The 21,068-nt window shown below is 62.7% G+C and carries 21 protein-coding genes; 13 read left to right on the top strand and 8 right to left on the bottom strand.

Annotated elements, in window-relative coordinates:
- Positions 1-98 precede the first annotated feature (98 nt).
- The 6 genes from tcpA (at position 99) to KHO41_RS41400 (ending at position 5,626) form a co-directional block, all read left to right on the top strand.
- On the top strand, positions 99-1,652 hold the full coding sequence (gene tcpA / locus KHO41_RS30400) for a 4-hydroxyphenylacetate 3-hydroxylase family protein (RefSeq protein WP_211956954.1): 1,554 nt from the start codon (positions 99-101) through the stop codon (positions 1,650-1,652).
- Between the two features lie 62 nt (positions 1,653-1,714).
- A complete protein-coding gene (locus KHO41_RS30405; RefSeq protein ID WP_211956955.1) occupies positions 1,715-2,305 on the top strand; it encodes a malonic semialdehyde reductase in 591 nt (196 codons plus the stop codon).
- Between the two features lie 17 nt (positions 2,306-2,322).
- Positions 2,323-3,153 (top strand): intradiol ring-cleavage dioxygenase, encoded by an 831-nt coding sequence (locus KHO41_RS30410; RefSeq protein ID WP_211956956.1) that lies wholly within the window; start codon positions 2,323-2,325, stop codon positions 3,151-3,153.
- Between the two features lie 96 nt (positions 3,154-3,249).
- The gene (locus tag KHO41_RS30415; protein ID WP_244874102.1) at positions 3,250-4,230 is read left to right on the top strand and encodes a SphA family protein; all 981 of its coding nucleotides are present in this window, start codon (positions 3,250-3,252) and stop codon (positions 4,228-4,230) included.
- Positions 4,231-4,268: 38 nt separating this feature from the next.
- Positions 4,269-5,336: a maleylacetate reductase gene (locus KHO41_RS30420; RefSeq protein WP_211956957.1), complete on the top strand. Its 1,068-nt coding sequence runs from the start codon at positions 4,269-4,271 to the stop codon at positions 5,334-5,336.
- 155 nt (positions 5,337-5,491) lie between these two features.
- Positions 5,492-5,626, top strand: a complete 135-nt coding sequence (locus KHO41_RS41400; protein ID WP_244874105.1) for a DUF2798 domain-containing protein — start codon at positions 5,492-5,494, stop codon at positions 5,624-5,626.
- 868 nt (positions 5,627-6,494) lie between these two features.
- Here the strand turns inward: KHO41_RS41400 and KHO41_RS30430 are convergent.
- The 8 genes from KHO41_RS30430 to KHO41_RS30465 all read right to left on the bottom strand — a co-directional run bounded on the left by KHO41_RS30430 (position 6,495) and on the right by KHO41_RS30465 (position 13,446).
- Positions 6,495-6,995 carry a hypothetical protein gene (locus tag KHO41_RS30430; RefSeq protein WP_211956959.1) on the bottom strand — a complete coding sequence of 167 codons (501 nt, stop codon included), beginning with the start codon at positions 6,993-6,995 and terminating at the stop codon, positions 6,495-6,497.
- A 12-nt stretch (positions 6,996-7,007) separates the two neighbouring features.
- Positions 7,008-8,075 carry an extracellular catalytic domain type 2 short-chain-length polyhydroxyalkanoate depolymerase gene (locus tag KHO41_RS30435; RefSeq protein WP_211956960.1) on the bottom strand — a complete coding sequence of 356 codons (1,068 nt, stop codon included), beginning with the start codon at positions 8,073-8,075 and terminating at the stop codon, positions 7,008-7,010.
- Between the two features lie 273 nt (positions 8,076-8,348).
- Complete coding sequence (hutG, locus tag KHO41_RS30440) at positions 8,349-9,299, bottom strand: formimidoylglutamase (RefSeq protein WP_211956961.1); 951 nt, start codon at positions 9,297-9,299, stop codon at positions 8,349-8,351.
- On the bottom strand, positions 9,296-10,057 hold the full coding sequence (locus KHO41_RS30445) for an amino acid ABC transporter ATP-binding protein (RefSeq protein WP_011297756.1): 762 nt from the start codon (positions 10,055-10,057) through the stop codon (positions 9,296-9,298). Before KHO41_RS30445 ends, hutG begins: the two co-directional genes overlap by 4 nt.
- Complete coding sequence (locus tag KHO41_RS30450) at positions 10,054-10,722, bottom strand: amino acid ABC transporter permease (protein ID WP_211956962.1); 669 nt, start codon at positions 10,720-10,722, stop codon at positions 10,054-10,056. The genes KHO41_RS30445 and KHO41_RS30450 overlap by 4 nt, the downstream gene beginning before the upstream one ends.
- A gap of 18 nt (positions 10,723-10,740) precedes the next feature.
- The gene (locus tag KHO41_RS30455; RefSeq protein ID WP_211956963.1) at positions 10,741-11,499 is read right to left on the bottom strand and encodes a glutamine ABC transporter substrate-binding protein; all 759 of its coding nucleotides are present in this window, start codon (positions 11,497-11,499) and stop codon (positions 10,741-10,743) included.
- A gap of 80 nt (positions 11,500-11,579) precedes the next feature.
- Positions 11,580-12,374, bottom strand: coding sequence for an IclR family transcriptional regulator (locus KHO41_RS30460; protein ID WP_211956964.1), 795 nt, complete (start codon positions 12,372-12,374; stop codon positions 11,580-11,582).
- A gap of 169 nt (positions 12,375-12,543) precedes the next feature.
- Positions 12,544-13,446, bottom strand: a complete 903-nt coding sequence (locus KHO41_RS30465; RefSeq protein ID WP_211956965.1) for a LysR family transcriptional regulator — start codon at positions 13,444-13,446, stop codon at positions 12,544-12,546.
- A 98-nt stretch (positions 13,447-13,544) separates the two neighbouring features.
- Between KHO41_RS30465 and KHO41_RS30470 the strand changes: the two genes are divergently transcribed.
- The 7 genes from KHO41_RS30470 (at position 13,545) to gshA (ending at position 20,919) form a co-directional block, all read left to right on the top strand.
- A complete protein-coding gene (locus KHO41_RS30470; protein WP_211956966.1) occupies positions 13,545-14,690 on the top strand; it encodes an FAD-dependent oxidoreductase in 1,146 nt (381 codons plus the stop codon).
- A 73-nt stretch (positions 14,691-14,763) separates the two neighbouring features.
- The gene (locus KHO41_RS30475) at positions 14,764-16,008 is read left to right on the top strand and encodes an aromatic ring-hydroxylating dioxygenase subunit alpha (protein ID WP_211956967.1); all 1,245 of its coding nucleotides are present in this window, start codon (positions 14,764-14,766) and stop codon (positions 16,006-16,008) included.
- A gap of 13 nt (positions 16,009-16,021) precedes the next feature.
- Positions 16,022-16,480: an aromatic-ring-hydroxylating dioxygenase subunit beta gene (locus KHO41_RS30480; protein ID WP_244874103.1), complete on the top strand. Its 459-nt coding sequence runs from the start codon at positions 16,022-16,024 to the stop codon at positions 16,478-16,480.
- A 7-nt stretch (positions 16,481-16,487) separates the two neighbouring features.
- Positions 16,488-16,841, top strand: coding sequence for a non-heme iron oxygenase ferredoxin subunit (locus KHO41_RS30485; RefSeq protein WP_211956969.1), 354 nt, complete (start codon positions 16,488-16,490; stop codon positions 16,839-16,841).
- Positions 16,842-16,904: 63 nt separating this feature from the next.
- Positions 16,905-18,050 carry an ABC transporter substrate-binding protein gene (locus tag KHO41_RS30490; protein ID WP_244874104.1) on the top strand — a complete coding sequence of 382 codons (1,146 nt, stop codon included), beginning with the start codon at positions 16,905-16,907 and terminating at the stop codon, positions 18,048-18,050.
- Between the two features lie 40 nt (positions 18,051-18,090).
- On the top strand, positions 18,091-19,197 hold the full coding sequence (locus tag KHO41_RS30495) for an S-(hydroxymethyl)glutathione dehydrogenase/class III alcohol dehydrogenase (RefSeq protein ID WP_211956971.1): 1,107 nt from the start codon (positions 18,091-18,093) through the stop codon (positions 19,195-19,197).
- A 159-nt stretch (positions 19,198-19,356) separates the two neighbouring features.
- Positions 19,357-20,919, top strand: coding sequence for a glutamate--cysteine ligase (gshA, locus tag KHO41_RS30500; RefSeq protein ID WP_211956972.1), 1,563 nt, complete (start codon positions 19,357-19,359; stop codon positions 20,917-20,919).
- Positions 20,920-21,068 lie beyond the last annotated feature (149 nt).

Consider the following 21,068-nt stretch of genomic DNA (forward strand, 5'->3'; position numbering starts at 1 on the left):
CGGCGCCAGGCGAAACCCCGAATTCGTATCCGTGTCCGTATGCCCTTCTCCAGGGCAGGGACTGTCACACCCCGAAAACCCACCAAGGAGACCTCGCGATGATTCGCACTGGCAAGCAGTACCTGGAATCGCTCAACGACGGCCGCAACGTATGGGTCGGCAACGAGAAGATCGACAACGTCGCGACGCACCCCAAGACGCGGGACTACGCGCAGCGTCACGCCGACTTCTACGACCTGCACCATCGTCCCGACCTGCAGGACGTGATGACCTTCGTCGACAAGGATGGCGAGCGCCGCACCATGCAATGGTTCGGCCACTTCGACAAGGAACAGCTGCGCCGCAAGCGCAAGTACCACGAGACGATCATGCGCGAGATGGCCGGCGCGTCGTTCCCGCGCACGCCGGACGTCAACAACTACGTGCTGCAGACCTATATCGACGATCCGTCACCGTGGGAAACGCAGACCATCGGCGCTGAAGGCAAGGTCAAGGCGAAGAACATCGTCGACTTCGTCAACTTCGCCAAGAAGCACGACCTGAACTGCGCGCCGCAGTTCGTCGATCCGCAGATGGATCGCTCCAACCCCGATGCCCAGCAACGTTCGCCGGGGCTGCGCGTGATCGAGAAGAACGACAAGGGCATCGTCGTGTCAGGGGTCAAGGCCATCGGCACCGGCGTTGCCTTTGCCGACTGGATCCATATCGGGGTGTTCTTTCGCCCCGGCATCCCGGGCGACCAGATCATCTTCGCGGCCACGCCGGTCAACACTCCGGGCGTGACCATCGTTTGCCGCGAGAGCGTGGTCAAGGAAGATCCCATCGAGCACCCGCTGGCCTCACAGGGCGATGAGCTGGACGGCATGACGGTATTCGACAATGTCTTCATCCCATGGTCGCACGTGTTCCACCTGGGCAACCCTGAGCACGCGAAGCTCTACCCGCAGCGTGTGTTCGACTGGCTGCACTATCACGCGCTGATCCGCCAGTCGGTGCGCGCCGAGCTGATGGCCGGCCTGGCAATTCTGATCACCGAACATATTGGCACCAACAAGATCCCCGCGGTGCAGACGCGCGTGGCCAAGCTGATCGGCTTCCATCAGGCCATGCTCGCGCACATCGTCGCCAGCGAAGAGCTGGGCTTCCATACGCCGGGCGGTGCCTACAAGCCGAACATCCTGATCTACGATTTCGGCCGCGCGCTTTACCTCGAGAACTTCTCGCAGATGATCTACGAGCTGGTCGATCTCTCCGGGCGCAGCGCGCTGATCTTCGCGAGCGAAGACCAGTGGAACGACGAGGCGCTCAACGGCTGGTTCGAACGCATGAACAACGGCCCTGTGGGCCAGCCACACGACCGCGTGAAGATCGGCCGTGTGATCCGCGACCTGTTCCTGACCGACTGGGGCAACCGCCTGTTCGTCTTCGAGAACTTCAATGGCACGCCGCTGCAGGCCATCCGCATGCTGACCATGCAGCGCGCCGAGTTCTCCGCTGCGGGCCCATACGGCACCCTGGCGCGCAAGGTCTGCGGCATCGAACTCAGCGAAGGCCACGAGAGCGAATACAAGGCCACCGCCGGCTATGCCCAGGCACTGGATTCGGCGCGTCAGCAGGAAAAGCTCGCGCTGAGCGGCACGATGACTGTGTGATTGCCTGACCCTCCGGCCAGCGTCGTCTGGCCGGAACACCCGAAACATGCAAGGAGTGAACGATGCAAACCAATGAACTGCTCGACAAGATCTTCCGCGGCGCGCGCAGCCAGAACGGCTGGCTACCCACGCCGGTACCCGACAGCACGCTGCGGGAACTGTATGACCTGATGAAGTTTGGCCCAACCTCGGTCAACTGTTCACCGGCGCGGCTGGTGTTCGTGCGCACGGAGGAGGGCAGGGCAAAGCTGCGTCCGGCACTGGCGCCGGGTAACGTCGAGAAGACCATGGCCGCGCCGGTCGTCGCGATCGTCGGCTACGACACGCGCTTCTACGAGCAACTGCCGGATCTGTTCCCGCACAACCCCGCAGTCAAGGCATGGTTCGAAGGCGACGAGAAGGTGGATTTCGCCAACACCACGGCGTTTCGCAACGGCACGCTGCAAGGCGGCTATCTTATCGCCGCGGCGCGCGCGTTGGGTCTCGATTGCGGCCCCATGTCCGGTTTCAACAACCAGGCCGTCGATCAGGCCTTCTTCGCCGGCACCAGCATCCGCTCGAACTTCATCTGCGGCCTTGGTCACGGCGACCCCGAAAAAGTGTTCGCCCGCAGTCCGCGCCTGTCGTTCGAGCAGGCCTGCCAACTCGCCTAGCGGCCGGGAGTCCAGCGATGCAAGAGTATGACCAGCATAACCTGACCAAGGCCGTCATTGCGCGCCTGGCCGACACGCCCAATGCGCGTACCAAGGAGATCATGACCAGCCTGGTGCGGCATCTGCACGACTTCGCGCGTGAGGTCAGGCTGACCGAGGCCGAGTGGAAGCAGGGCATCGACTACCTGACTGCGACCGGCCAGATGTGTGACGACAAGCGCCAGGAGTTCATCCTGCTCAGCGACGTGCTGGGCCTGTCGATGCTGACCGTGGCCATGAACCAGGAGAAGCCGGAAGGCTGCACCGAGGCCACCGTGTTCGGTCCCTTCCACGTCGAAGGCGCGCCGCACTACGAGCATGGCGCGGATGTGGCGAACGGCGCCAAGGGCGAGCCCTGCATGGTCTATGGGCGCGTCACGGGCGTGGACGGCCGGCCGGTTGCCGACGCCGTGGTGGAGACTTGGCAAGCGGACGCTGATGGCCACTATGACGTGCAGTACCAAGGGCTTGAGGTAGCGCAGGGCCGCGGCGTGCTGAAGTCGGGCGAGGATGGCCGTTTCCATTTCCGCACCATCGTCGCGCAGGCCTATCCGATTCCTGTCGATGGCCCGGTCGGCGAGTTGCTTCGCGCCACCGGCCGCCATCCATGGCGGCCCGCGCACCTGCACTTCATGATCAAGGCGCCTGGCTACGAGACGCTGGTCACGCACGTGTTCCGGCGCGGCGACAAGTATCTCGACTCCGACGCGGTGTTCGGCGTGCGCAAGTCCCTGATCGGCGACTGGGTCCGCCAGACCGACGGCATCTACCGGCTCGACTTCGATTTCGTGCTCAATCCAACCCGCTAGTACCGGAAGACGCCGCGCTGCCCTTGCGGGCGCGCGGCTGCAACCACGCACCGCGCCAGCCGGCCCGGTGTTCCACGCGGTCTTTCGGAGTGGCGAATGGGTTCGATAGATGGCATGAAGGTCCGGCGGGCGCGTGCATCGCTGCCGGTCCGGGTCGGGCGGCTGGCGCTCGCTGCCGCATGCGCGGCAGGCAGCATGCCGGCACGGGCCACGGAGGGTGGCGGCAATTCCTACCCCATCGGGGTTGATAACCTGTATTCCGGCCTGATGCTGCCCGAGGGCGCCAACTGGCTGCTGTTCTACCAGCATTACGACGCGGGCAGCTCCAAGGACAATGCCGGCCACGACAATCCCAAACTGGCCAGTTTCCACCTGCGCCTCGACGCGCTGGCGCCGCGGCTGTCGTATGTCTGGCCCGGGGTCAGGGTGTTCGGCGCCAACCTGGAAACGCGCATCGTGGTGCCGATCGTGTCGGCGAACCTCGACATGTCGGTGGCCAGGCCGTCACCGCTGCCGCCGCTCGACAAGGGCGGCAACAAGACCGGCCTGGCCGACATGACGTTCGCGCCGGTGATCCTCGGCTGGCACAGCGGCAGCTTCCACCAGATGGCGGGCGTCGAGTTCCATCTCAAGACCGGCGCCTACGATGTCCACGACCCGGTCAATATCGGCCGCAACTACTACCAGATTGCGCCCAGCTACGCCTTCACGTGGTTCCCGACACGCAATGTCGATATCAGCGCCAAGTTCCGGTACGGCTTCAACACGCGTAACGGAGCCACCCAGTATCAGTCGGGTGACGAGGCCACGATCGAGTTCAGTGCCGGCTACCACGTCACGCCGAGGCTGACGCTGGGTCTGAACGGCTACTACTACGTGCAGACCACGGACGACACGCAGAACGGTGTGCGCGTCAACGGCAATGGCAACCGTGGCCGCGTCACGGCGCTGGGGCCGGACATCTGCTTCCAGCTCAACGACAAGGTGAGCTTCTCACTCAAAGGGCAGTTCGAGTTCGGCGCCCGCAACCGCCCGGAAGGCAACCGGATCTGGGCGATGGCCCGCATGTCGTTCTGACTGTTCGGAACCGTCCCGAGGAGCATTGGAGACCTACGATGAAAGCATTCCAGTATTCCGCCCGTGCGCAGCGCATCGTCTTCGGCGTTGGCACGATCCGGCAGGTTGGCAAGGAAATCGATGCGCTGGGCGCATCCAGTGTCCTGGTGCTCAGTACTCCCGAGCAGCGCCCGCTGGCCGAACAGGTGACGGACCTGCTCGGCGACCGCGCGATCGGCATCTTCGACCGTGCCGTGATGCACGTGCCGGTCGAGACGGCACGCGCGGCCTGCGCGATGGCATTCGAGCTGGGCGCCGACAGTGTAGTGGCGATCGGCGGCGGCTCGACGACGGGGCTTGCCAAGGCCATCGCGCTCGAGATGAGCCTGCCGGTGCTGGCGATTCCCACCACCTATGCGGGCTCGGAGATGACCACAATCTACGGCCTCACCGACGCGGGCCTGAAGCGCACGGGCACGGACGTGAAGGTGCTGCCACGCACCGTCATCTACGACCCGCAACTGACTTACTCGCTGCCGGTGGCGATCAGCGTGACCAGCGGCATCAACGCATTGGCGCACGCCGCCGAGGGCTTGTACGCGCATGACCGCAGCCCGATTTCGGACCTGATGGCAGGGGAGGGGATACGGGCCATCGCGGCGGCGCTGCCGATGCTCGTCAGCGAACGGGATCCGGTTGCATTGCGCGAGGCGCGCGCGCAAGCGCTGTACGGAGCGTGGTTATGCGGCGCCGTGCTCGGCAGTGTGGGCGTGGCGTTGCATCACAAGCTCTGCCACACGCTTGGAGGTAGCTTCAACCTGCCGCATGCCGAAACGCACACCATCGTCTTGCCGCACGCGCTGGCCTACAACGCGAGGGCCGCGCCGGGCGCCATGGCCTCCATCGCGCAGGCCATGGGCGCAGACAATGCGGCACAGGGGGCATTCGACCTGGCGCGCACGACCGGCGCCCCGTTGGGGTTGCATCAGATCGGCATGCGCGAGGACGAGCTCGACAAGGCGTGCGAGATCGCGCTGCAGAACCAGTACCCGAATCCGCGTCCACTTGAAGCAGGGGCGATCCGTGAATTGCTGCAGAACGCGTGGGAGGGGCGCCGGCCCGACTGATGCAGATCGGATCCTTGTTGGCGCTTCGGGTGTGCCCACGGCTACTACAAATCGGGAGAGACAAGATGTGGAAGATTCCAAGGGAGTACCGGCATTTTGCGTTTGGCGCGATACAGGCGGGCGTCACGTGTGGGGTGGCATCAGCCATCGCTAGCATGCCGTTTGTCGCGGAGGGGGCGTTTGTTTCGCACTGGCTGCGGGTGTATTTTTTTTCGTGGGTGGCGGTGTTGCCTATCGTTATCGCCGCGGCGCCGTTTGTGCATTGGCTTGCGGGGAGGATTACGAGGTGAGAGGGGGGGAGGGGTTGGTTGGGGCTCTTCACCGAATGGTGAGGTTGTCGTGCTTGGCATGCGCCGCTGTTTCGCCGGCGTAGCCGGCGACCTACTCTTTTGTCCAAGCGACAAAAGAGTAGGCAGAAAAGCGCGTCGTTGCCGCTGGCCATCAATTCCACGGTGGCAGTGGTTCAGACGGCTTTGGACGCCTGCGATGGTGGTCAGTGGTTCGACCCTGCTACGCCATGTGAGTCAGAACCTGTGCCTCGCGCGGCACGGCTTTTGGACGATCCCCAAGACGGACTCGGGTACAGCGTTTCAACGAGGTCAGTGGTGGGACGCCTTCGGCTGCGCTGCGCGCGCGTCGTCGTCTGGGTGCGAGCTCATCAGCGTCGCTGGCGCCCAGGTTCGTCCAGGGTCCTTTCTCGACTTCGGCATGCCATGCGCGGGTATCGTCCCCGAGGCGTGGTTTGCCCTGGGCCTGCGTGCTCAGACTAGGGCTCTGCGCGCAGCGCAGCCGAAGGCGATTGCACGATGCCGCTAGCAGCAGGGGCCACAGACGCTTGCAGGGCTCGTCCAATCAGCGCTGTATTTCCACTCACGGTGGTGCCCCACGCGGCAGGCAGCGTAAATCACTCTGAAGCCCATACCCGTACAACACCCCTGGCACACTACGATAAAAATTCGCCCCTTTGGGGCAACCAAAACGCGTTTTTGGTTACTTTTGTCGCTCGGACAAAAGTGACTCGCCGGCTACGCCGGCGAAACAGCAGCGCCCGCCAAGAGCGATAACCCCGCCCGAACGACAAGCCCCCGCCGGCTAGGCCGGCGAAACAGCGGCTCCCGCCAAGAACAATAACCCCCGCGCTTCGCCGAAGAACCAATTTCACCCCACCCCATCAACCTTCGCCTCCAGCACCTGCTGAACCCAATAGCTACCGTTAACCTCAACATTCTCCTGCAACGTCACCAGATCAAGCATCTGGTCGCTCAGCAGCAGCACGAAGCGGGCGAGCAAATCGAATTCCTGCTCGACCAGCTTGGACACAGTGTTGGCGCGTCTGACCTGACCGCGCTCTTGCAGCCAGCCGGACCATTGCTGCACCCACACTTGCTGCTGCGCCTGCAAGCGCTGTGCGATCGCGCTTTGCAGTTGCACCAGTTCCGTCATTACCTGCGGATCGAAGCTGAACGGCGCCAGGGTCAACGCCTTGGTGGCGGTGCCGCCGGTACGCATCGCCCACTCGCCCATCAATGTCTGCAGTGTCAGGGCCCGCTGCGCAGCGGCCGGTGGTGTCTGCAACAGCGCATGATGGAACGCCTGTGCGGCTTCGCCGTTGTGCGCGGTTGGTGCGGGTTCCTTTGGACTCATCATGATTCCAGCCATTTTTTGTCTCCCTTAACCGCCAAGCCGGCTGAGCATGCCGTGGATGGCCTTGATCTGGATGGCTTCGCGGGAATAGTAATCAGGCCTTTCGGCGTCCGCGCAGGTATAGCCCCACCAGTCCCAGCACCCATCGGGGTTCTGCGTGAGGCTGTCATCGGTACCCTCGGCTTGCGGGTACAGCACGATGATGTTGTTGCTGTCGGCAATGCTGTTGTAGCCGGTGGTGGTGATATACCGGTTGCCATAAGGCGGCTGGCTCGCAAAGTCCGACTGCCCGAACGTGAAGTCGATGTAGTTGTAGCCTTGCTTGCAACCATGCAGGGCGATATGGACGCGTGCCTCGGCACCCTCGGCCACCGCCTGCGGTACATAGGCGTAGCCGTACTTGCTCATGCTGGCGCGCGGCTCGTTGCCGAAAAATTCGGTCTGGTCGAATCGCATCAGGCGGCCGCTCAGGCGGTCTGAAGGCGCTGCAAGATTGCCGTAGATGTGCTGCAGGATATTGTGCGACTGGATGAATCCGCCATTGTTGATATACGGAGGCTGATTCGTTTCCAGCGGTGAATCCTCGGCATTCCCCGTGATGATCGAGTGGCCAGCGGGCACGCTGTCGTCGTAATGGATGTCGGTCGTGGTGACGCCCAGCAGGTGGTAGAAGTCGCGCGTGCGTGCCACCACGCTTGAATACACCACGCTGTCCTTGCTGCCGGTGAAGATATAAAGGCGATGACCTGCAAGGTTCGTGACCTCGTCGATCAGACCGTCGCGTGCGGTCTGCCGTGCGAGTTCGGCAAGACGATTGGCGTTGGGTGCGTTCTGCGGCACCAGGGGATTCATGCACAGATGAAGAGCGTTCAGCTCATTCGCATCCTCGCCTACCGCAGATGCCGCCCGGAAAAATTCGACGCAACGGTACGGGCCGCCGGCAATCACCCCTGCGCCGCAAAAGCTCGACGAATGGGCCAGATGCAGCTGGACTGTCATGAACGCGCCAGAGGAAAGCCCCGACACGGAGCTTTCGCCTTTCTTCACGTTGTATGCGCCCAGTTTTACGACTTCGCCATCCATATCACCTGCCATGTCAACGCCTCCCTCTTCGAGTATTTGTCTGGCACAGGCATGACCACGCAGCGGCGCTTGCCCCTGGCACAAAGGCTCTTGTCGTGCCACGGTTGCCGGACGCGGTACCAAAATGGTGCAATGCACCATTCAAATGGTAGTCCAGCCGCAAGGGCAGTGCCACACAAATTTTCGAGGGGGAGTCATGGCGCTGTCATGGCGGCCGGCTAGGCAAATATCGGGAAGCAGCAAGAGCCTTGGTCGCGAGAGGGGCGCGTGACGCCCCTCAGCATTTCAGCCCAACAGCCGCCAGGCCAGCCGCGCCGCCACGCGCGCGCCCAGATTGTCGCGGTCGTACTGCGGGTTGTATTCCGCGAGGTCTGCCGCGCGCAACTTGCCGCTGCGGCGGGCGAGCAGGGCGATTTCCTCCACCACCGGTAACGGCACGCCATAGGCGGCAGGCGCCGACACGCCCGGCATCACGGCCGCCGGCAATGCGTCAAGGTCGATGGTCAGGTACACGTGGTCCGTGGCATCGATGCGCGCCGCCAGTTCCGCGAGCCGCGTGGCCAGGTGGCGTTCCTGCATGTCCACGTCTTCCACGTAGCTGACACCGAGCGCATCGGCGCGGCTGAAGAGCGCCGGCGTGTTGCTCAGGCGGCTGACGCCCAGGCAGACGTAGTCGAACGGCTGGCCGCGCTCTGCGCACGCGTTGGCGATCTGATCGAACGGCGTGCCGGAGCTGGCTGGCCGGCTGGTGCGCAAGTCGAAGTGGGCATCGATATTGATGATGAGCAGGCGCCCGTCATCGTTCCGTGCGTCCAGATACGCGCGCAGGCCTTGCCACGTGCCCCACGCCACTTCATGGCCGCCGCCCAGCACCAGCGGAAGCCCGCCGCGGCCGAGCACGTTGTGCACGGTTCCCGCCAGCGCCAGCTGGGCCGATTCCAGGTCGCCGTCCTCGCAGCAGATATTGCCGGCGTCGTACAACGCGGGCAGCCCGTGGGCCGGCACGTTGGCCAGCGCCTGGCGGATGGCGTCGGGGCCGTGCGCGGCGCCGGGGCGGCCCTGGTTGCGCAGCACGCCGGCGTCGCAACGAAAGCCAAGCAACACCGGCGATCCGCCAAGGGGCTTCGGATCTGCCGCTTCCAGCGTATTCACGATGCGGAACAGGCGAGTGGTGTCGCCAACTTCGCCACTGTCGACGCGGCCCTGCCAGGGATTCTGAGTCACAGCCATCCTCATGCCCGCGTCAGCACGGCCTGCAGGAAGCCACGCGTGCGCTCCTGCGTCGGCGCCGAGAAGATGACCGACGGCGGTCCGGCTTCGATGATGCCGCCGCCATCCATGACGACCACCACATCGGCCACTTCGCGGGCAAAGCCCATTTCATGGGTGACCACGACCATGGTCATGCCTTCGGCGGCCAACACCTTCATCACCTGCAGCACTTCGCCGACCAGTTCGGGGTCCAGCGCAGAGGTCGGTTCGTCGAACAGCATCACGCGTGGCTCCATGGCCAGTGCGCGCGCAATGGCCACGCGTTGCTTCTGGCCGCCCGACAAGCTGGCGGGCATGGCGTGTGCCTTGTGGGCAAGGCCGACTTTCTCGAGCAGGCTCATCGCCTTGCGCTCCGCGTCCTCGCGCGAGGCGCCGCGCAGCATGCGCGGGCCCACCGTGACGTTGTGCAGCACCGACAGGTGCGGGAACAGGTTGAACGACTGGAACACCATGCCCACTTCGGTGCGCAACTGGTTCAGTTCGTGCTCGCCGATCAGCTGGCCGTCGGTGACCAGCCGCTTGCCGACGATGTCGATGGTGCCCGCTTCAGGTTGTTCCAGGCCGTTGCAGCAACGCAGGAACGTGCTCTTGCCGGAGCCGCTGGGGCCGATCACGACCACGACCTGCGACGGCTCGACATCGAAGTCGATGCCGCGCAGGACGGTATGGCCGCCGAATGATTTGCCGAGGTTCCGGATCCGGATGATTGCGGAATCGCTCATTGCACCATGCCTCCCATGCGCAGCCGTTGTTCGGCGCGCCGCAGGATCAGCCCGGCCGCGCTCGTCAGGATCAGATAAACCAGCGCGATCGCCAGATAGACTTCCAGCGACCGGTACGACACGCTGATGATCTTCTGGCCTTCGTGCATCAGGTCGGCAATGGTCAGCAGCGAGACCAGCGCCGAATTCTTGATCAGCGCGATGAACTCGTTGCCAAGCGGCGGAATCATCCGCACGATGGCCTGCGGCAGGATCACCGCGCGCATGGCCTGGCCGGACGACATGCCGATCGAGCGGGCCGCTTCCATCTGGCCCTTGTCCACCGACTGGATCGCGCCGCGCACGATTTCCGATACATAGGCGCCGGAATAGACGCCAAGCCCGATCACGCCGCAGACAAAGGCCGGCAGCATGATGTTGAATTGCGGCAGCCCGAAGAACAGCAGGAACAGCTGTACCAGCAGCGGCGTGCCGCGGATGAACGTCACGTAAGCCGTGCAGATGCCGTAGATGACGCGGCGCTTCGGGTCGAGCCGGCCGATGCCGACCAGCAGGCCCATGACGCAGCCGAGTACCAGCGCGCAGGCTGTCACTTCCACGGTGACGATGGCACCGTGGACGATGTCAGGCCAGCCGCTGAAGACGGGAGAAAAATCCAGTTCCATGATGATGACCGGCTCGGTTTACTTGGATGCGGCCGTGCCGAACCACTTCTGGGTCAGCTTGGCGTAGGTGCCATCGGCCTTCACTTTGGCGAGCGCCGCATTGAGGGCACGGGTCAGTTCGGGCGTGTCCTTGCGCACGGCCATGCCGTATTCCTCGGTGGTGAGCGGCTGCTCGACCATGCGCAGGCCGCCGCGGGTCTTGACGTATTGCATCGCGGCCGGCTTGCCGGTCACGGCGGCATCGGCACGGCCGATCTCGACCAGGTTGAACATCTCCTGGTTCTTTTCCACTTCCACGCGCTGCACCTGCGGATACGTGTCGCGCAGGAAGCTCACCGACTTGGTGCCCACCTGCACGCTGACCTTCTTGCCGTTGAGGTCGGCCGGGGCGTGGATGGTGGTGTTGCCGCTCTTGACCAGCGCCACCAGGCCGCCGGTGTAGTACGGCTCGGTGAAGTCCACCACCTTGCGGCGCTCCGGCGTGATGTAGATGCCGGACACGGCCATGTCGAAGCGGCGCGAGACCAGCCCGGGAATCAGGCCCTTGAAGTCGATGTCGGTCCATTCGACCCGCTTGCCCATGGTCTTGGCCATGGCTTCCACGAGTTCCACGTCGAAGCCGGTGCGCTTGCCGTTCTCGATAAATTCCATCGGCGGGAAGGTGGCGTCGGTGGCCACGCGCAGCACGGCATTGTCCTCGGCGTGGGCGGCGGCGCCGAACGTCAGGCCGATCAGGGCGGTCAGGCCAGCCATCAGGCATTTGCGGCGAAGGTTCATGGAGGTCTCCTTTTCTCGGGAACGAGGGATCTGCCGCCGCATGAGCTTGCCGACGGCAGTGGTGATGATGGGCTTCGTGTTCAGTAGGACTGCAGGCGCGCGGAAATCCGCATCGCCGCGGCCACGGTCATGTCGATCAGCGCGGTCTCGCGCCCTTGCCGCCGGGTGGCCGGCACCATCAGCGTGATGGAGCCCAGCGCATCCGTCTTGCCGCGCCGCGAGAACAGCGGAGCGCTCACGCCCCACACGCCGGGGTCCACCGCGCCCTCGCTGACGGCGTAGCCGGTCTCGCGAATGGCAGCGAGTTCGGCCAGCAGCCGATCGGCTTCGGCTGGCTCGCACTGGGCACGCACGACGCGCTCGCGCGCTTCGTCCCGCATGAAGGCCAGCAGCGACATGGCCGACGCCCCGGTGCGCAACGGCACGCCGCGGCCTTTCTCGAACGAGCAGCGCAGCGACTGGCGGCTCTCTACCATTTCAAGGCATACAACGTGATCTTTGACGGCGACGACCAGGCCCACGCTTTCATCGGATTGCTGCGCGAGCAGCCGCATGTCCGGCAAGGCTTCGCGCGCCAGGTGGGAGGCCATGTCAAAGCCGAGCGCCAGTTGCAGGCTGATCGGGCCGGGCGCGTATTCGCCGTCGGACTCCAGCACAAAGCCCCAGCGCTTGAGCATCATCAATTGGCGGTAGAGCGTGCTTTTGGGCAGTCCGGTCGTGGCAACGAGTTCTCGCACGGTGATCGGCGCGCCGTGTTGGGCCAGCGTCGCCAGCACGAACAGCACGCGATCGGCGCCGCCCGCGGGCTGGCCGGCTTCCGCGGACGTGGAGGGCGCGGGATTCATGGCGCCAGGGTTATCGACTGCATTCAACATAGGGGCAAAGAATAGGACTTCATTCCCAAAAATCAAAACCCCGAGTCTCGGGAAATGGGAATGACGGGGTAGGGATAACCCTTAGGGTGGGCGGATTTCTGGCTCAAGTGCGCGAGACGCCGCTAGGAACGGCAAAGCGATACTTGTGTGCGGCATCTCAAGGTGCGCCTCAATCACCGAACAAGTCGCGGATCAGTTCGCGAAGCCATTGGTTGGCGGGATCATCGTGATAGCGCTCGTGCCAGTGCTGCTTGATGGCGTAGCTGGGCAGCTTGATCGGCGGCTGCAGAATCTTGATGTTGCCCGCTGGCAGATAGGACTCGGCAAGCATTTCCGGGATCGTCACAATCAGGTCGGTATTGGCGACGATCAGCGGTATCGCGAGAAAGTGAGTCACGCGCAGTGCGACCTTGCGCGCCAGGCCTTTCTCCGCCAGCACACGTTCGACGACCTCGTGTCCCGTACCGGCTACCGATACCACGGCGTGGGACGCCCCCAGAAACTGCTTCAGGCTTAGCCGGTCGCCGATGGTCGGGTGGTCCGTCCGGACAATGCACACATAGGACCGGGTGAACAGACGCTGCTGGTAGAAGCCGGCGCTCAGCTTCGGAATGAACCCCACCGCGAGATCCATCTCGCCGCTTTCCAGTGCCTCGCGCATTTCGCTGACGGGCAACTGCACGGTCCGAATGCTGACCAGCGGGGCAACCCTGGTCAGCCGCTGCAGCAGTGCCGGCAGGAACACGCGTTCCCCGATATCCGTCATGACGAGATTGAACGTTCGGGTCGACGTTGCCGCGTCGAAGTGCTTGTCCCGATTCAGCGTCTGTCGCAACAGCTGCAGCGCATTGCGGATCGGCTCCGACAGTTCGACGGCGAACGGTGTCGGCTCCATGCCGCGTGAAGTCCGTACGAACAACGGATCTCCCATTACCTTGCGCAGCTTGCCCAGATAGGTGCTCATCGCTGGTTGCGTCATGCCGATCGACTCGGCCGCCAGCGTGACGTTGCGCGCCGCCAGCATGGCTTCGAATACCACGAGTAACTTCAGGTCGAGGTCGAGAATATCCATTTTTACGTATACAAAGCATCTCCGGGATGCGATTTACATATGGTAGGTCGCTGACTACATTCCTGCCAATGAGGCGGTCAATGGCGAGGGGAGTGGAAATGGATCCGATCGTGATCGTGGGAAGCGGCCTGGCGGGCTACGCCGTGGCGCGGGAGTTTCGCAAGAAGAACCCTAGCGATCCGCTGATCGTCGTGACGGCGGACGACGGGCAGTTCTACTCCAAGCCTGCGCTTTCCGAGGCGCTTCGCCTCGGGACGCCGGATGCGGAACTGGCTTCGCGCAATGCGCAGGCCATGCAGCTTCAGATAAAGGGGGAGATCTGGTGCGCTACCCGGGCGGAGCGGATCGACGCCGAGGCGAAGATCCTTTTCACGTCGGCAGGAGCGCTTCACTACAGTCGTCTGGTGCTCGCGCTCGGCGCGGAGCCTGTGCAGCTACCGTTGGACCCGATTTCCCTCGGCCATATTCACTCGGCAAACGACCTGGCCAGTTACCGCCGGTTCCGTGCCGCGCTTCATGGCAAACGCTCGGTCACCGTCCTCGGTGCGGGTCTGGTCGGATGTGAATTCGCGAACGACCTGGCACGTGCGGGATATCAGGTGAACGTCATGGATATTGCGCCTTTGCCGTTGAGCCGCTTGCTGCCGCCGGAAAATGGCGCCTTCCTGCGCCAGGGGCTTGAGCGCATCGGTGTGGAGTGGCGGCTGGGGTCAGGTGTCATAGCGATTGAGCGTGAGGGGCCCGGCCTGTCCGTACAGGGTGCCGCTGGCGATGTATTCCATACCGACGTTGTCTTGTCGGCGATCGGGCTCAGGCCGCGCACTTCGCTGCTGCGCGATACCGCGATCCGCACTGGTCACGGGATCCAGGTCGACATGCATCTGCGCACCAACGATTGCGATGTCTTTGCGCTCGGGGACTGTGCCGAGGTGGAAGGCATGTGGCTGCCCTATATCGCTCCGATTGGCCCCGCAGCCAAAGTCATCGCGAGCAATCTGAATGGCGGGTCCGCCAGAGTCCGCTATCCGGCAATGCCGGTCGTCGTGAAGACGCCAGATTGCCCCACTGTCATCTGCCCGCCGCCGCCGGGACTGGAAGGCCAGTGGTGCACGGAATCCGGTGATCTTGGCGTGCAGTCGCTATATCGGGACGTCGGCGGGGCCGTGCATGGCTTCGCGCTGAATGGCAATTGTGTCGGCAGAGCGCCCGAGCTGCGGGAGAGCTTGCCCATGCTGCTCGGCTAGTGCGCCTGATGTGCAGTGTCTTGGCGGAATGGCGCCGGAAAGCGCGCCAATTGACAACATGGAGACGATAGCAATGACTGATCCAAAACCCATCACGTTCCAGCGGAAATGGAAGACCCCCGGCGCCTCGCGCGTACCGTACTGGATCTACACCGACGAAGGCATCTATCGCAAGGAGCTGGAGCGCATCTTCAATGGACCGCACTGGTGTTACGTGGCGCTGACAGCCGAAATTCCCAATCCAGGCGATTTCAAGCGCAGCTGGGTTGGGGAGCGGTCCGTGATTGTCGTTCGCGATGAAGACGGCGCCATCAACGTGGTCGAGAACCATTGTGCGCATCGGGGCGCGCAGTTTTGCCAGGAACACTCGGGCAATCGCAAGGAGCTGATTTGCCCCTATCACCAGTGGAGCTACGACCTCAAGGGCAATCTGCAAGGCGTGCCATTCATGCGGGGCATAAAAGGCAAGGGTGGCATGCCGGCGGACTTCAGGCGCGAAGATCATGGCTTGACCAAGCTGAAGGTCACGGTCCGCAATGGCGTGATCTTCGCGTGCTTCCATCCGGAAGTGCCGGACTTCGAGGCCTATCTGGGTCCGACGATGCTCGCGTACTTCGACCGCGTATTCGATGGCCGTGAGCTAAAGGTCCTCGGGTACAACCGTCAACGCGTGCCTGGTAACTGGAAGCTGATTCATGAAAACCTGAAGGACTGCTACCACCCGGGCTTGCTGCACACCTGGTTCGTCAACTTTGGCCTTTGGCGCGCGGACAATGAGTCGAAGAACGTGATGGACGATCTGCATCGCCACTCTGCGATGGTGACCACGCGCAACCAGGGCGGGAAGGGCGAGGCCACTGCGGGAGTCAGCAGTTATCGCGCCGATATGAAGCTCAATGACGAACGCTTTCTCGATGTCGAGACCGAGCCATGGTGGAACGGTCCCACAGCGGTCATCCAGAGCATCTTTCCAAGCGTCATCATGCAGCAGCAAATCAACTCCGTCGCGGTGCGCCAGGTCATCCCGCGCGGGCCGCGCGCATTCGACTATATCTGGACCCATCTTGGCTTTGCCGATGATCCGCCGGAGATGACCGAGCGGCGGCTGCGTCAAGCCAACCTGTTTGGGCCCGCGGGCTTCGTTTCCGCGGACGACAGCGAAATCATCGGGCTCGTCGACGAAGGCATGGCGCAGGATCCCGAATGCGAAACGCTGTGCGAACTCGGCGGCCGCGACATCGCGGATACCGACACCCACGTTTCGGAGACCCTGATCCGTGGCATGTACGAGTACTACCGAATCGTGATGGGGGTTTGATATGGATGCGGCAATGCGTTTGGCGGTGAATGACTTGTACGCCGAGTACGTCGAGTGCGTCGACAACTGCCGTTATGAAGCGTGGCCAGACTTCTTCACCGAGAGCTGTCGCTACCGGATCGTGTCACGCGAGAACTACGAAGCGGGCTTGCCCATGTCGGCACTGGCGCTGGAAGGCAAGGCCATGCTGAAGGATCGCGTGTATGGGATCACGCAGACCATTGTCCATGCGCCGTACTACCAGCGCCACGTGGTTGGGCATCCGCGCGTTACCGCTGAGAAGGATGGCGGGCTCACGGCACAGGCCAATTACATCGTCGTACGGACCAAGCACGATGCCTTTTCGGAAGTGTTCAATGCGGGTCGCTATCTCGATAGCATCGTGACAGAAGGTGGGCGCCTGAAGTTTCGTCAGCGGATCTGCATTTTCGACAGCGTGCTGGTCCCCAATTCGATCATCTATCCCATTTGAGGGCGTCATGTCCACGCAAACCATGGAAGCGGGCTGGACCCGCGCTGCCAGCATCGACGAGATGACGGAAGGCGAAGTCACAGCCGTGCATGTCAACGGTACGCCTGTGGCGCTTTATCAGGTCGACGGTGCCTTGTATGCGACGCACGATATCTGCACGCATGAGCATGCGCATTTGTCGGATGGCTACCTGGAAGGGTGCGAAATCGAATGTCCGCTGCATCAGGGCCGATTCGATATCCGTACGGGCAAGGCAACCTGTCGGCCGGTCACGGAGACATTGCGAGTCTATCCCGTGCGGATTGTCGGCAAGGACGTATTCATCCGTACCGGCGCGCCGCCGCACGGCGCGGCCGAGTAGAAGGCAAGGGCGGTCGCCGCTAACGCATGTAGCAAGGAGGAATGCAAAGTGATACACCATTGGATGAAACTCACGATCGCCGCAATCGCGATGCAGTTTGCGATGTCGGCCAGCGCCCAATCTGGCAAGGCCATCAAGATTGGTGTCAACCAGCCGCTGACCGGTGCGGTGGCGGCATCCGGCAACTTCGTCACCAACGGCGCAAGGATTGCGGCTGACGAGATCAACAGCAACGGGGGCATCAACGGCACAAAGATCCAGTTGCTGATCGAGGACAACAAGAGCAATCCGACCGAAGCCGCTGCCGCTGCCGAAAAGCTCATCGTCCGCGACAAGGTACCCGTGATGCTTGGCGCATGGAGTTCGACATACACGCTTGCCGTCATGCCCAAGCTGATGGAATACAAGGTGCCGATGGTGGTAGAAACCTCAGGCGCGGACAAGATCACCACATCGGGCAATCCATACATTTTCCGGATATGCCCCACCAATGCCATGGAAGCCGCAAGCTTCGCGAGGCACGTGGGCCCGCTCAAGATCCGCAAGGCGGATTTCCTCGTGGTCAACAATGACTGGGGCCGAGGCTCGGCCGATGCATTCCAGGCAATGCTCAAGGAAAAGGGCGTCCACACAGGACTCGTCCAGACCATTGACGCGTCCGCGCAGGACATGACCGCGCAACTGTCCACCATCAAGGGCACAGACAGCGACACCCTGTTCGTCACGACTGCCGTTGAACAACTCACGCTGGTACTGAAGCAGGCGCAGGCGCTGGGCATCAAACGGCAGATCATTACCCTGGGCGGGTCGCAGAGCCCCGATCAATTAATCAAGCATGCGGGGTCTGCCGCCAATGGCACGCTGCATAACCTGATGTTTGCGCCATGGTTTCCCGAGATATCCGCGGATCCGGCCCGGGCCACCGCATTCATCGGCGAGTGGAACAAGCGTGGGCTTGACCCGGCCGGCCTGACCGAAGGATTCCGTGGCTACGATGCCGTGCGGATCATCGCGGCCGCGGCAGGCAAGGCCGGCGCCATCGATCCAGAGAAGATGCGCGAGGCACTCTGGGGCGTCCAGCTCACTGGTCTGAGCGGGAAGGTTTCCTTCAGGAAGGTCGGGCCGACAGGCAGGGAAAGTGCCCAAAGCACGCCCGAGACCTATCTGGTCAAGATCGACGGCGGCAAGATCGGGCTGGTTCAGCCGTAATCGGCGTCCGACCCGGCCGTCATGAGAGCAGCGAGGAGATATGAAAACAAAGGCAGCAATCGCATGGAAGGCTGGCGCACCGTTGACGGTCGAAGAGGTCGATCTCGACGGCCCGCGCGTGGGCGAAGTGCTTATCGAAGTGAAGGCATCGGGCATCTGCCACACGGATTACTACACCCTGTCCGGCGCCGATCCCGAAGGGATCTTCCCGGCGATTCTCGGCCATGAAGGCGCAGGCGTGGTCGTTGATGTGGGGCCGGGCGTCGGCACGCTGAGAAAGGGGGACCACGTCATTCCGCTTTACACGCCGGAATGCCGCCAGTGCAAGTTCTGCCTGTCGCGCAAGACCAATCTCTGCCAGGCGATTCGCACGACCCAGGGCAGGGGCCTGATGCCCGATGCGACGTCCCGCTTCTCGCTCGACGGCAGGCCGCTGTTTCACTACATGGGGACGTCGACATTCTCGAACTACATTGTCGTGCCGGAGATCGCGGTGGCGAAGATCCGCGAAGACGCCCCGTTTGACAAGATCTGCTACATCGGCTGCGGCGTGACGACAGGCGTGGGTGCCGTGGTCTATTCGGCGAAGGTCGAGGCCGGCGCGAACGTCGTCGTGTTTGGCCTGGGCGGCATCGGTCTGAACGTGATTCAGGGCGCGAAGATGGTTGGCGCCAGCAAGATCATCGGCGTCGATATCAATCCGGGCCGCGTCGAACTTGCCAGGAAGTTTGGCATGACCCACTTCGTCAACCCGAGCGAGGTCGGGAGTGTCGTCGACCATATCGTGCAGCTGACGGACGGTGGCGCGGATTACGCGTTTGAATGCGTGGGCAATACGAAGCTCATGCGACAGGCGCTCGAATGCACGCACAAGGGCTGGGGCCAGTCGTTCATTATCGGCGTGGCCGCGGCGGGCGAGGAGGTCAGCACGCGGCCGTTCCAGCTGGTGACCGGCCGCCAGTGGAAGGGCTCGGCATTTGGCGGCGCGCGCGGACGTACCGATGTGCCGACCATCGTCGACTGGTACATGGAAGGCAAGATCAACATCGATGATCTGATCACGCATCGTCTGACGCTCGACCAGGTCAACGAAGGTTTCGACCTGATGAAGACAGGCCAGTCGATTCGATCGGTGATCCTCTACTGAAGGAGCGCGGACAACACCGTGGATGATAGTCAGAATGACTGGGAAGGCCCACACCGGTGCTGCGTCTGTCGGTTCCGGCTTCCTTTTCTGGTAGGGCGCGGTATATCCTAGTCACAGGATCGTAGTCCGCATAACAGGACCACAGGGAGAAGCCGACTCATGCGCAGCACCGGCGCCGAAAGACAGATCAAAGCACTGGATGACCCCCGGTCGCTCGCGCTGCTGCGCGAGCTGCGTCGCGGCGTTGAAAAGGAAGGCCTCCGCGTGGATAAGGGCTTGAACCTGGCACAAACGCCGCATCCGAGGCGTCTGGGTTCGGCGCTGACACATCCGCAGATCACGACTGACTACGCAGAGGCGATGCTGGAATTCGTTACCCCGGTATCCACCGGCATCGAAGAAACGCTGGCACATCTCGACCAGATCCACCAGGAAGTCCATTCCGCGCTTGGCGACGAAGTTCTGTGGTGCGCGTCCATGCCAGCCGAAGTCGGCAGCGACGACGCCATCCCCGTTGCGCAGTACGGCACTTCCAATCTGGGCCGGATGAAATCCGTTTACCGCATCGGGCTGGGTCATCGATATGGGCGCCGGATGCAGACCATCGCCGGCATTCATTACAACTTCTCCCTGCCTGACCCGCTCTGGCCTGCGCTTGGATGCCACGATCAGGACGCCGTCAACGCCGCTTACTTCGCCATGATCCGGAACTACCAGCGGATGCACTGGCTTCTGGTCTACTTGTTCGGCGCCTCGCCGGCCGTCAACCGCAGCTTTGCGGGGGGACGCGACACGGGGTTGCAGTCGCTTGACGCGACGTCGCTATACCGTCCCTACGCGACATCGCTTCGCATGGGTGATCTCGGCTATCAAAGCGACGCGCAGCAGTCGCTGAGTATTCCCTATAGCGATCTGGACGCCTATGTCGAGGCACTGAAGAAGGCGATCCTTGAACCGTATCCTCCCTACGAACGCATAGGCCTCGGACGGTCTCCGGATTTCCGCCAGCTGTCCACAGGATTGCTACAACTTGAAAGCGAGCACTATAGCTCGATCAGGCCGAGGCGAACTGCTGCGCGTGGCAAGAGCGCGCTGGCAGCGTTGGCTGGCGGCGGTGTCGAGTACGTCGAAGCGCGCAGTCTCGATGTCAATCCATTCTTGCCAGTGGGGATCGATGCCGAACAGATGCGTTTTATGGATGCCTTCCTGCTGGTATGCCTGCTGACGCAAAGCCCGGATGCGCCGGATGACGAGGTGAACGTCTCACGGCGCAACCTTCAACGGGTCGCAAACGAGGGGCGGAAGCCAGGCCTCATGCTTGAACGCGACGGCGCTCTTGTTTCGCTACAGGTGTGGGCAACCGAGCTGCTTGATCAGGCGGCATGCGTTGCTGCATTGCTCGACAAGGCACATCAGTCAACACTGTATGTACAGAGCGTCGCGGTCCAGCGTGACAAGGTCACTGACAGCGCCTTGACGCCATCGGCGCGTGTTCTGAGGGAACTTCAGGCTGGCAACGATACCTGGGGTCAGTTCGTGATGGAGCAGTCAATTTCGCATTCGAGGTATTTCAAGAGTCGGCCCTATAGTGCGGAGCTGATGCATTCGGCAAGCGAGCTTGCGGAACGGTCGCTGTCCGAGCAAGCTGAGATGGAGCGGCAGGATGGCATCTCGTTTGAAGCTTACCTAGGGGAATATTACAAACAGTATTACAGGCTTTGAATTGGGTTTTTGGTGAGTTTCGGCAGCGGTCTTGGCATGCGCGGCTGTTTCGCCGGCGTAGCCGGCGAGTCACTTTTGTCCGAGCGACAAAAGTAACCAAAAACGCGTTTTGGTTGCCCCAAAGGGGCGAATTTTTATCGTAGTGTGCT

It is taken from the genome of Cupriavidus numazuensis (genome assembly GCF_905397435.1).
Taxonomy (GTDB): Bacteria; Pseudomonadota; Gammaproteobacteria; order Burkholderiales; family Burkholderiaceae; genus Cupriavidus; species Cupriavidus numazuensis.

Bases quoted from the DNA above. Each gene is read 5' to 3' on its own strand.
- KHO41_RS30460 (WP_211956964.1), bottom strand. From the start codon at position 12,374: ATGTTGAATGCAGTCGATAACCCTGGCGCCATGAATCCCGCGCCCTCC.
- KHO41_RS30495 (WP_211956971.1), top strand. From the start codon at position 18,091: ATGAAAACAAAGGCAGCAATCGCATGGAAGGCTGGCGCACCGTTGACG.
- KHO41_RS30410 (WP_211956956.1), top strand. From the start codon at position 2,323: ATGCAAGAGTATGACCAGCATAACCTGACCAAGGCCGTCATTGCGCGC.
- KHO41_RS30475 (WP_211956967.1), top strand. From the start codon at position 14,764: ATGACTGATCCAAAACCCATCACGTTCCAGCGGAAATGGAAGACCCCC.
- KHO41_RS30430 (WP_211956959.1), bottom strand. From the start codon at position 6,995: ATGGCTGGAATCATGATGAGTCCAAAGGAACCCGCACCAACCGCGCAC.
- KHO41_RS30450 (WP_211956962.1), bottom strand. From the start codon at position 10,722: ATGGAACTGGATTTTTCTCCCGTCTTCAGCGGCTGGCCTGACATCGTC.
- KHO41_RS30420 (WP_211956957.1), top strand. From the start codon at position 4,269: ATGAAAGCATTCCAGTATTCCGCCCGTGCGCAGCGCATCGTCTTCGGC.
- KHO41_RS30465 (WP_211956965.1), bottom strand. From the start codon at position 13,446: ATGGATATTCTCGACCTCGACCTGAAGTTACTCGTGGTATTCGAAGCC.
- KHO41_RS30415 (WP_244874102.1), top strand. From the start codon at position 3,250: ATGGGTTCGATAGATGGCATGAAGGTCCGGCGGGCGCGTGCATCGCTG.
- KHO41_RS30435 (WP_211956960.1), bottom strand. From the start codon at position 8,075: ATGGCAGGTGATATGGATGGCGAAGTCGTAAAACTGGGCGCATACAAC.
- KHO41_RS30455 (WP_211956963.1), bottom strand. From the start codon at position 11,499: ATGAACCTTCGCCGCAAATGCCTGATGGCTGGCCTGACCGCCCTGATC.
- KHO41_RS30490 (WP_244874104.1), top strand. From the start codon at position 16,905: ATGAAACTCACGATCGCCGCAATCGCGATGCAGTTTGCGATGTCGGCC.
- gshA (WP_211956972.1), top strand. From the start codon at position 19,357: ATGCGCAGCACCGGCGCCGAAAGACAGATCAAAGCACTGGATGACCCC.
- KHO41_RS30405 (WP_211956955.1), top strand. From the start codon at position 1,715: ATGCAAACCAATGAACTGCTCGACAAGATCTTCCGCGGCGCGCGCAGC.
- KHO41_RS30470 (WP_211956966.1), top strand. From the start codon at position 13,545: ATGGATCCGATCGTGATCGTGGGAAGCGGCCTGGCGGGCTACGCCGTG.
- hutG (WP_211956961.1), bottom strand. From the start codon at position 9,299: ATGAGGATGGCTGTGACTCAGAATCCCTGGCAGGGCCGCGTCGACAGT.
- KHO41_RS41400 (WP_244874105.1), top strand. From the start codon at position 5,492: ATGCCGTTTGTCGCGGAGGGGGCGTTTGTTTCGCACTGGCTGCGGGTG.
- KHO41_RS30445 (WP_011297756.1), bottom strand. From the start codon at position 10,057: ATGAGCGATTCCGCAATCATCCGGATCCGGAACCTCGGCAAATCATTC.
- tcpA (WP_211956954.1), top strand. From the start codon at position 99: ATGATTCGCACTGGCAAGCAGTACCTGGAATCGCTCAACGACGGCCGC.
- KHO41_RS30480 (WP_244874103.1), top strand. From the start codon at position 16,022: ATGCGTTTGGCGGTGAATGACTTGTACGCCGAGTACGTCGAGTGCGTC.
- KHO41_RS30485 (WP_211956969.1), top strand. From the start codon at position 16,488: ATGTCCACGCAAACCATGGAAGCGGGCTGGACCCGCGCTGCCAGCATC.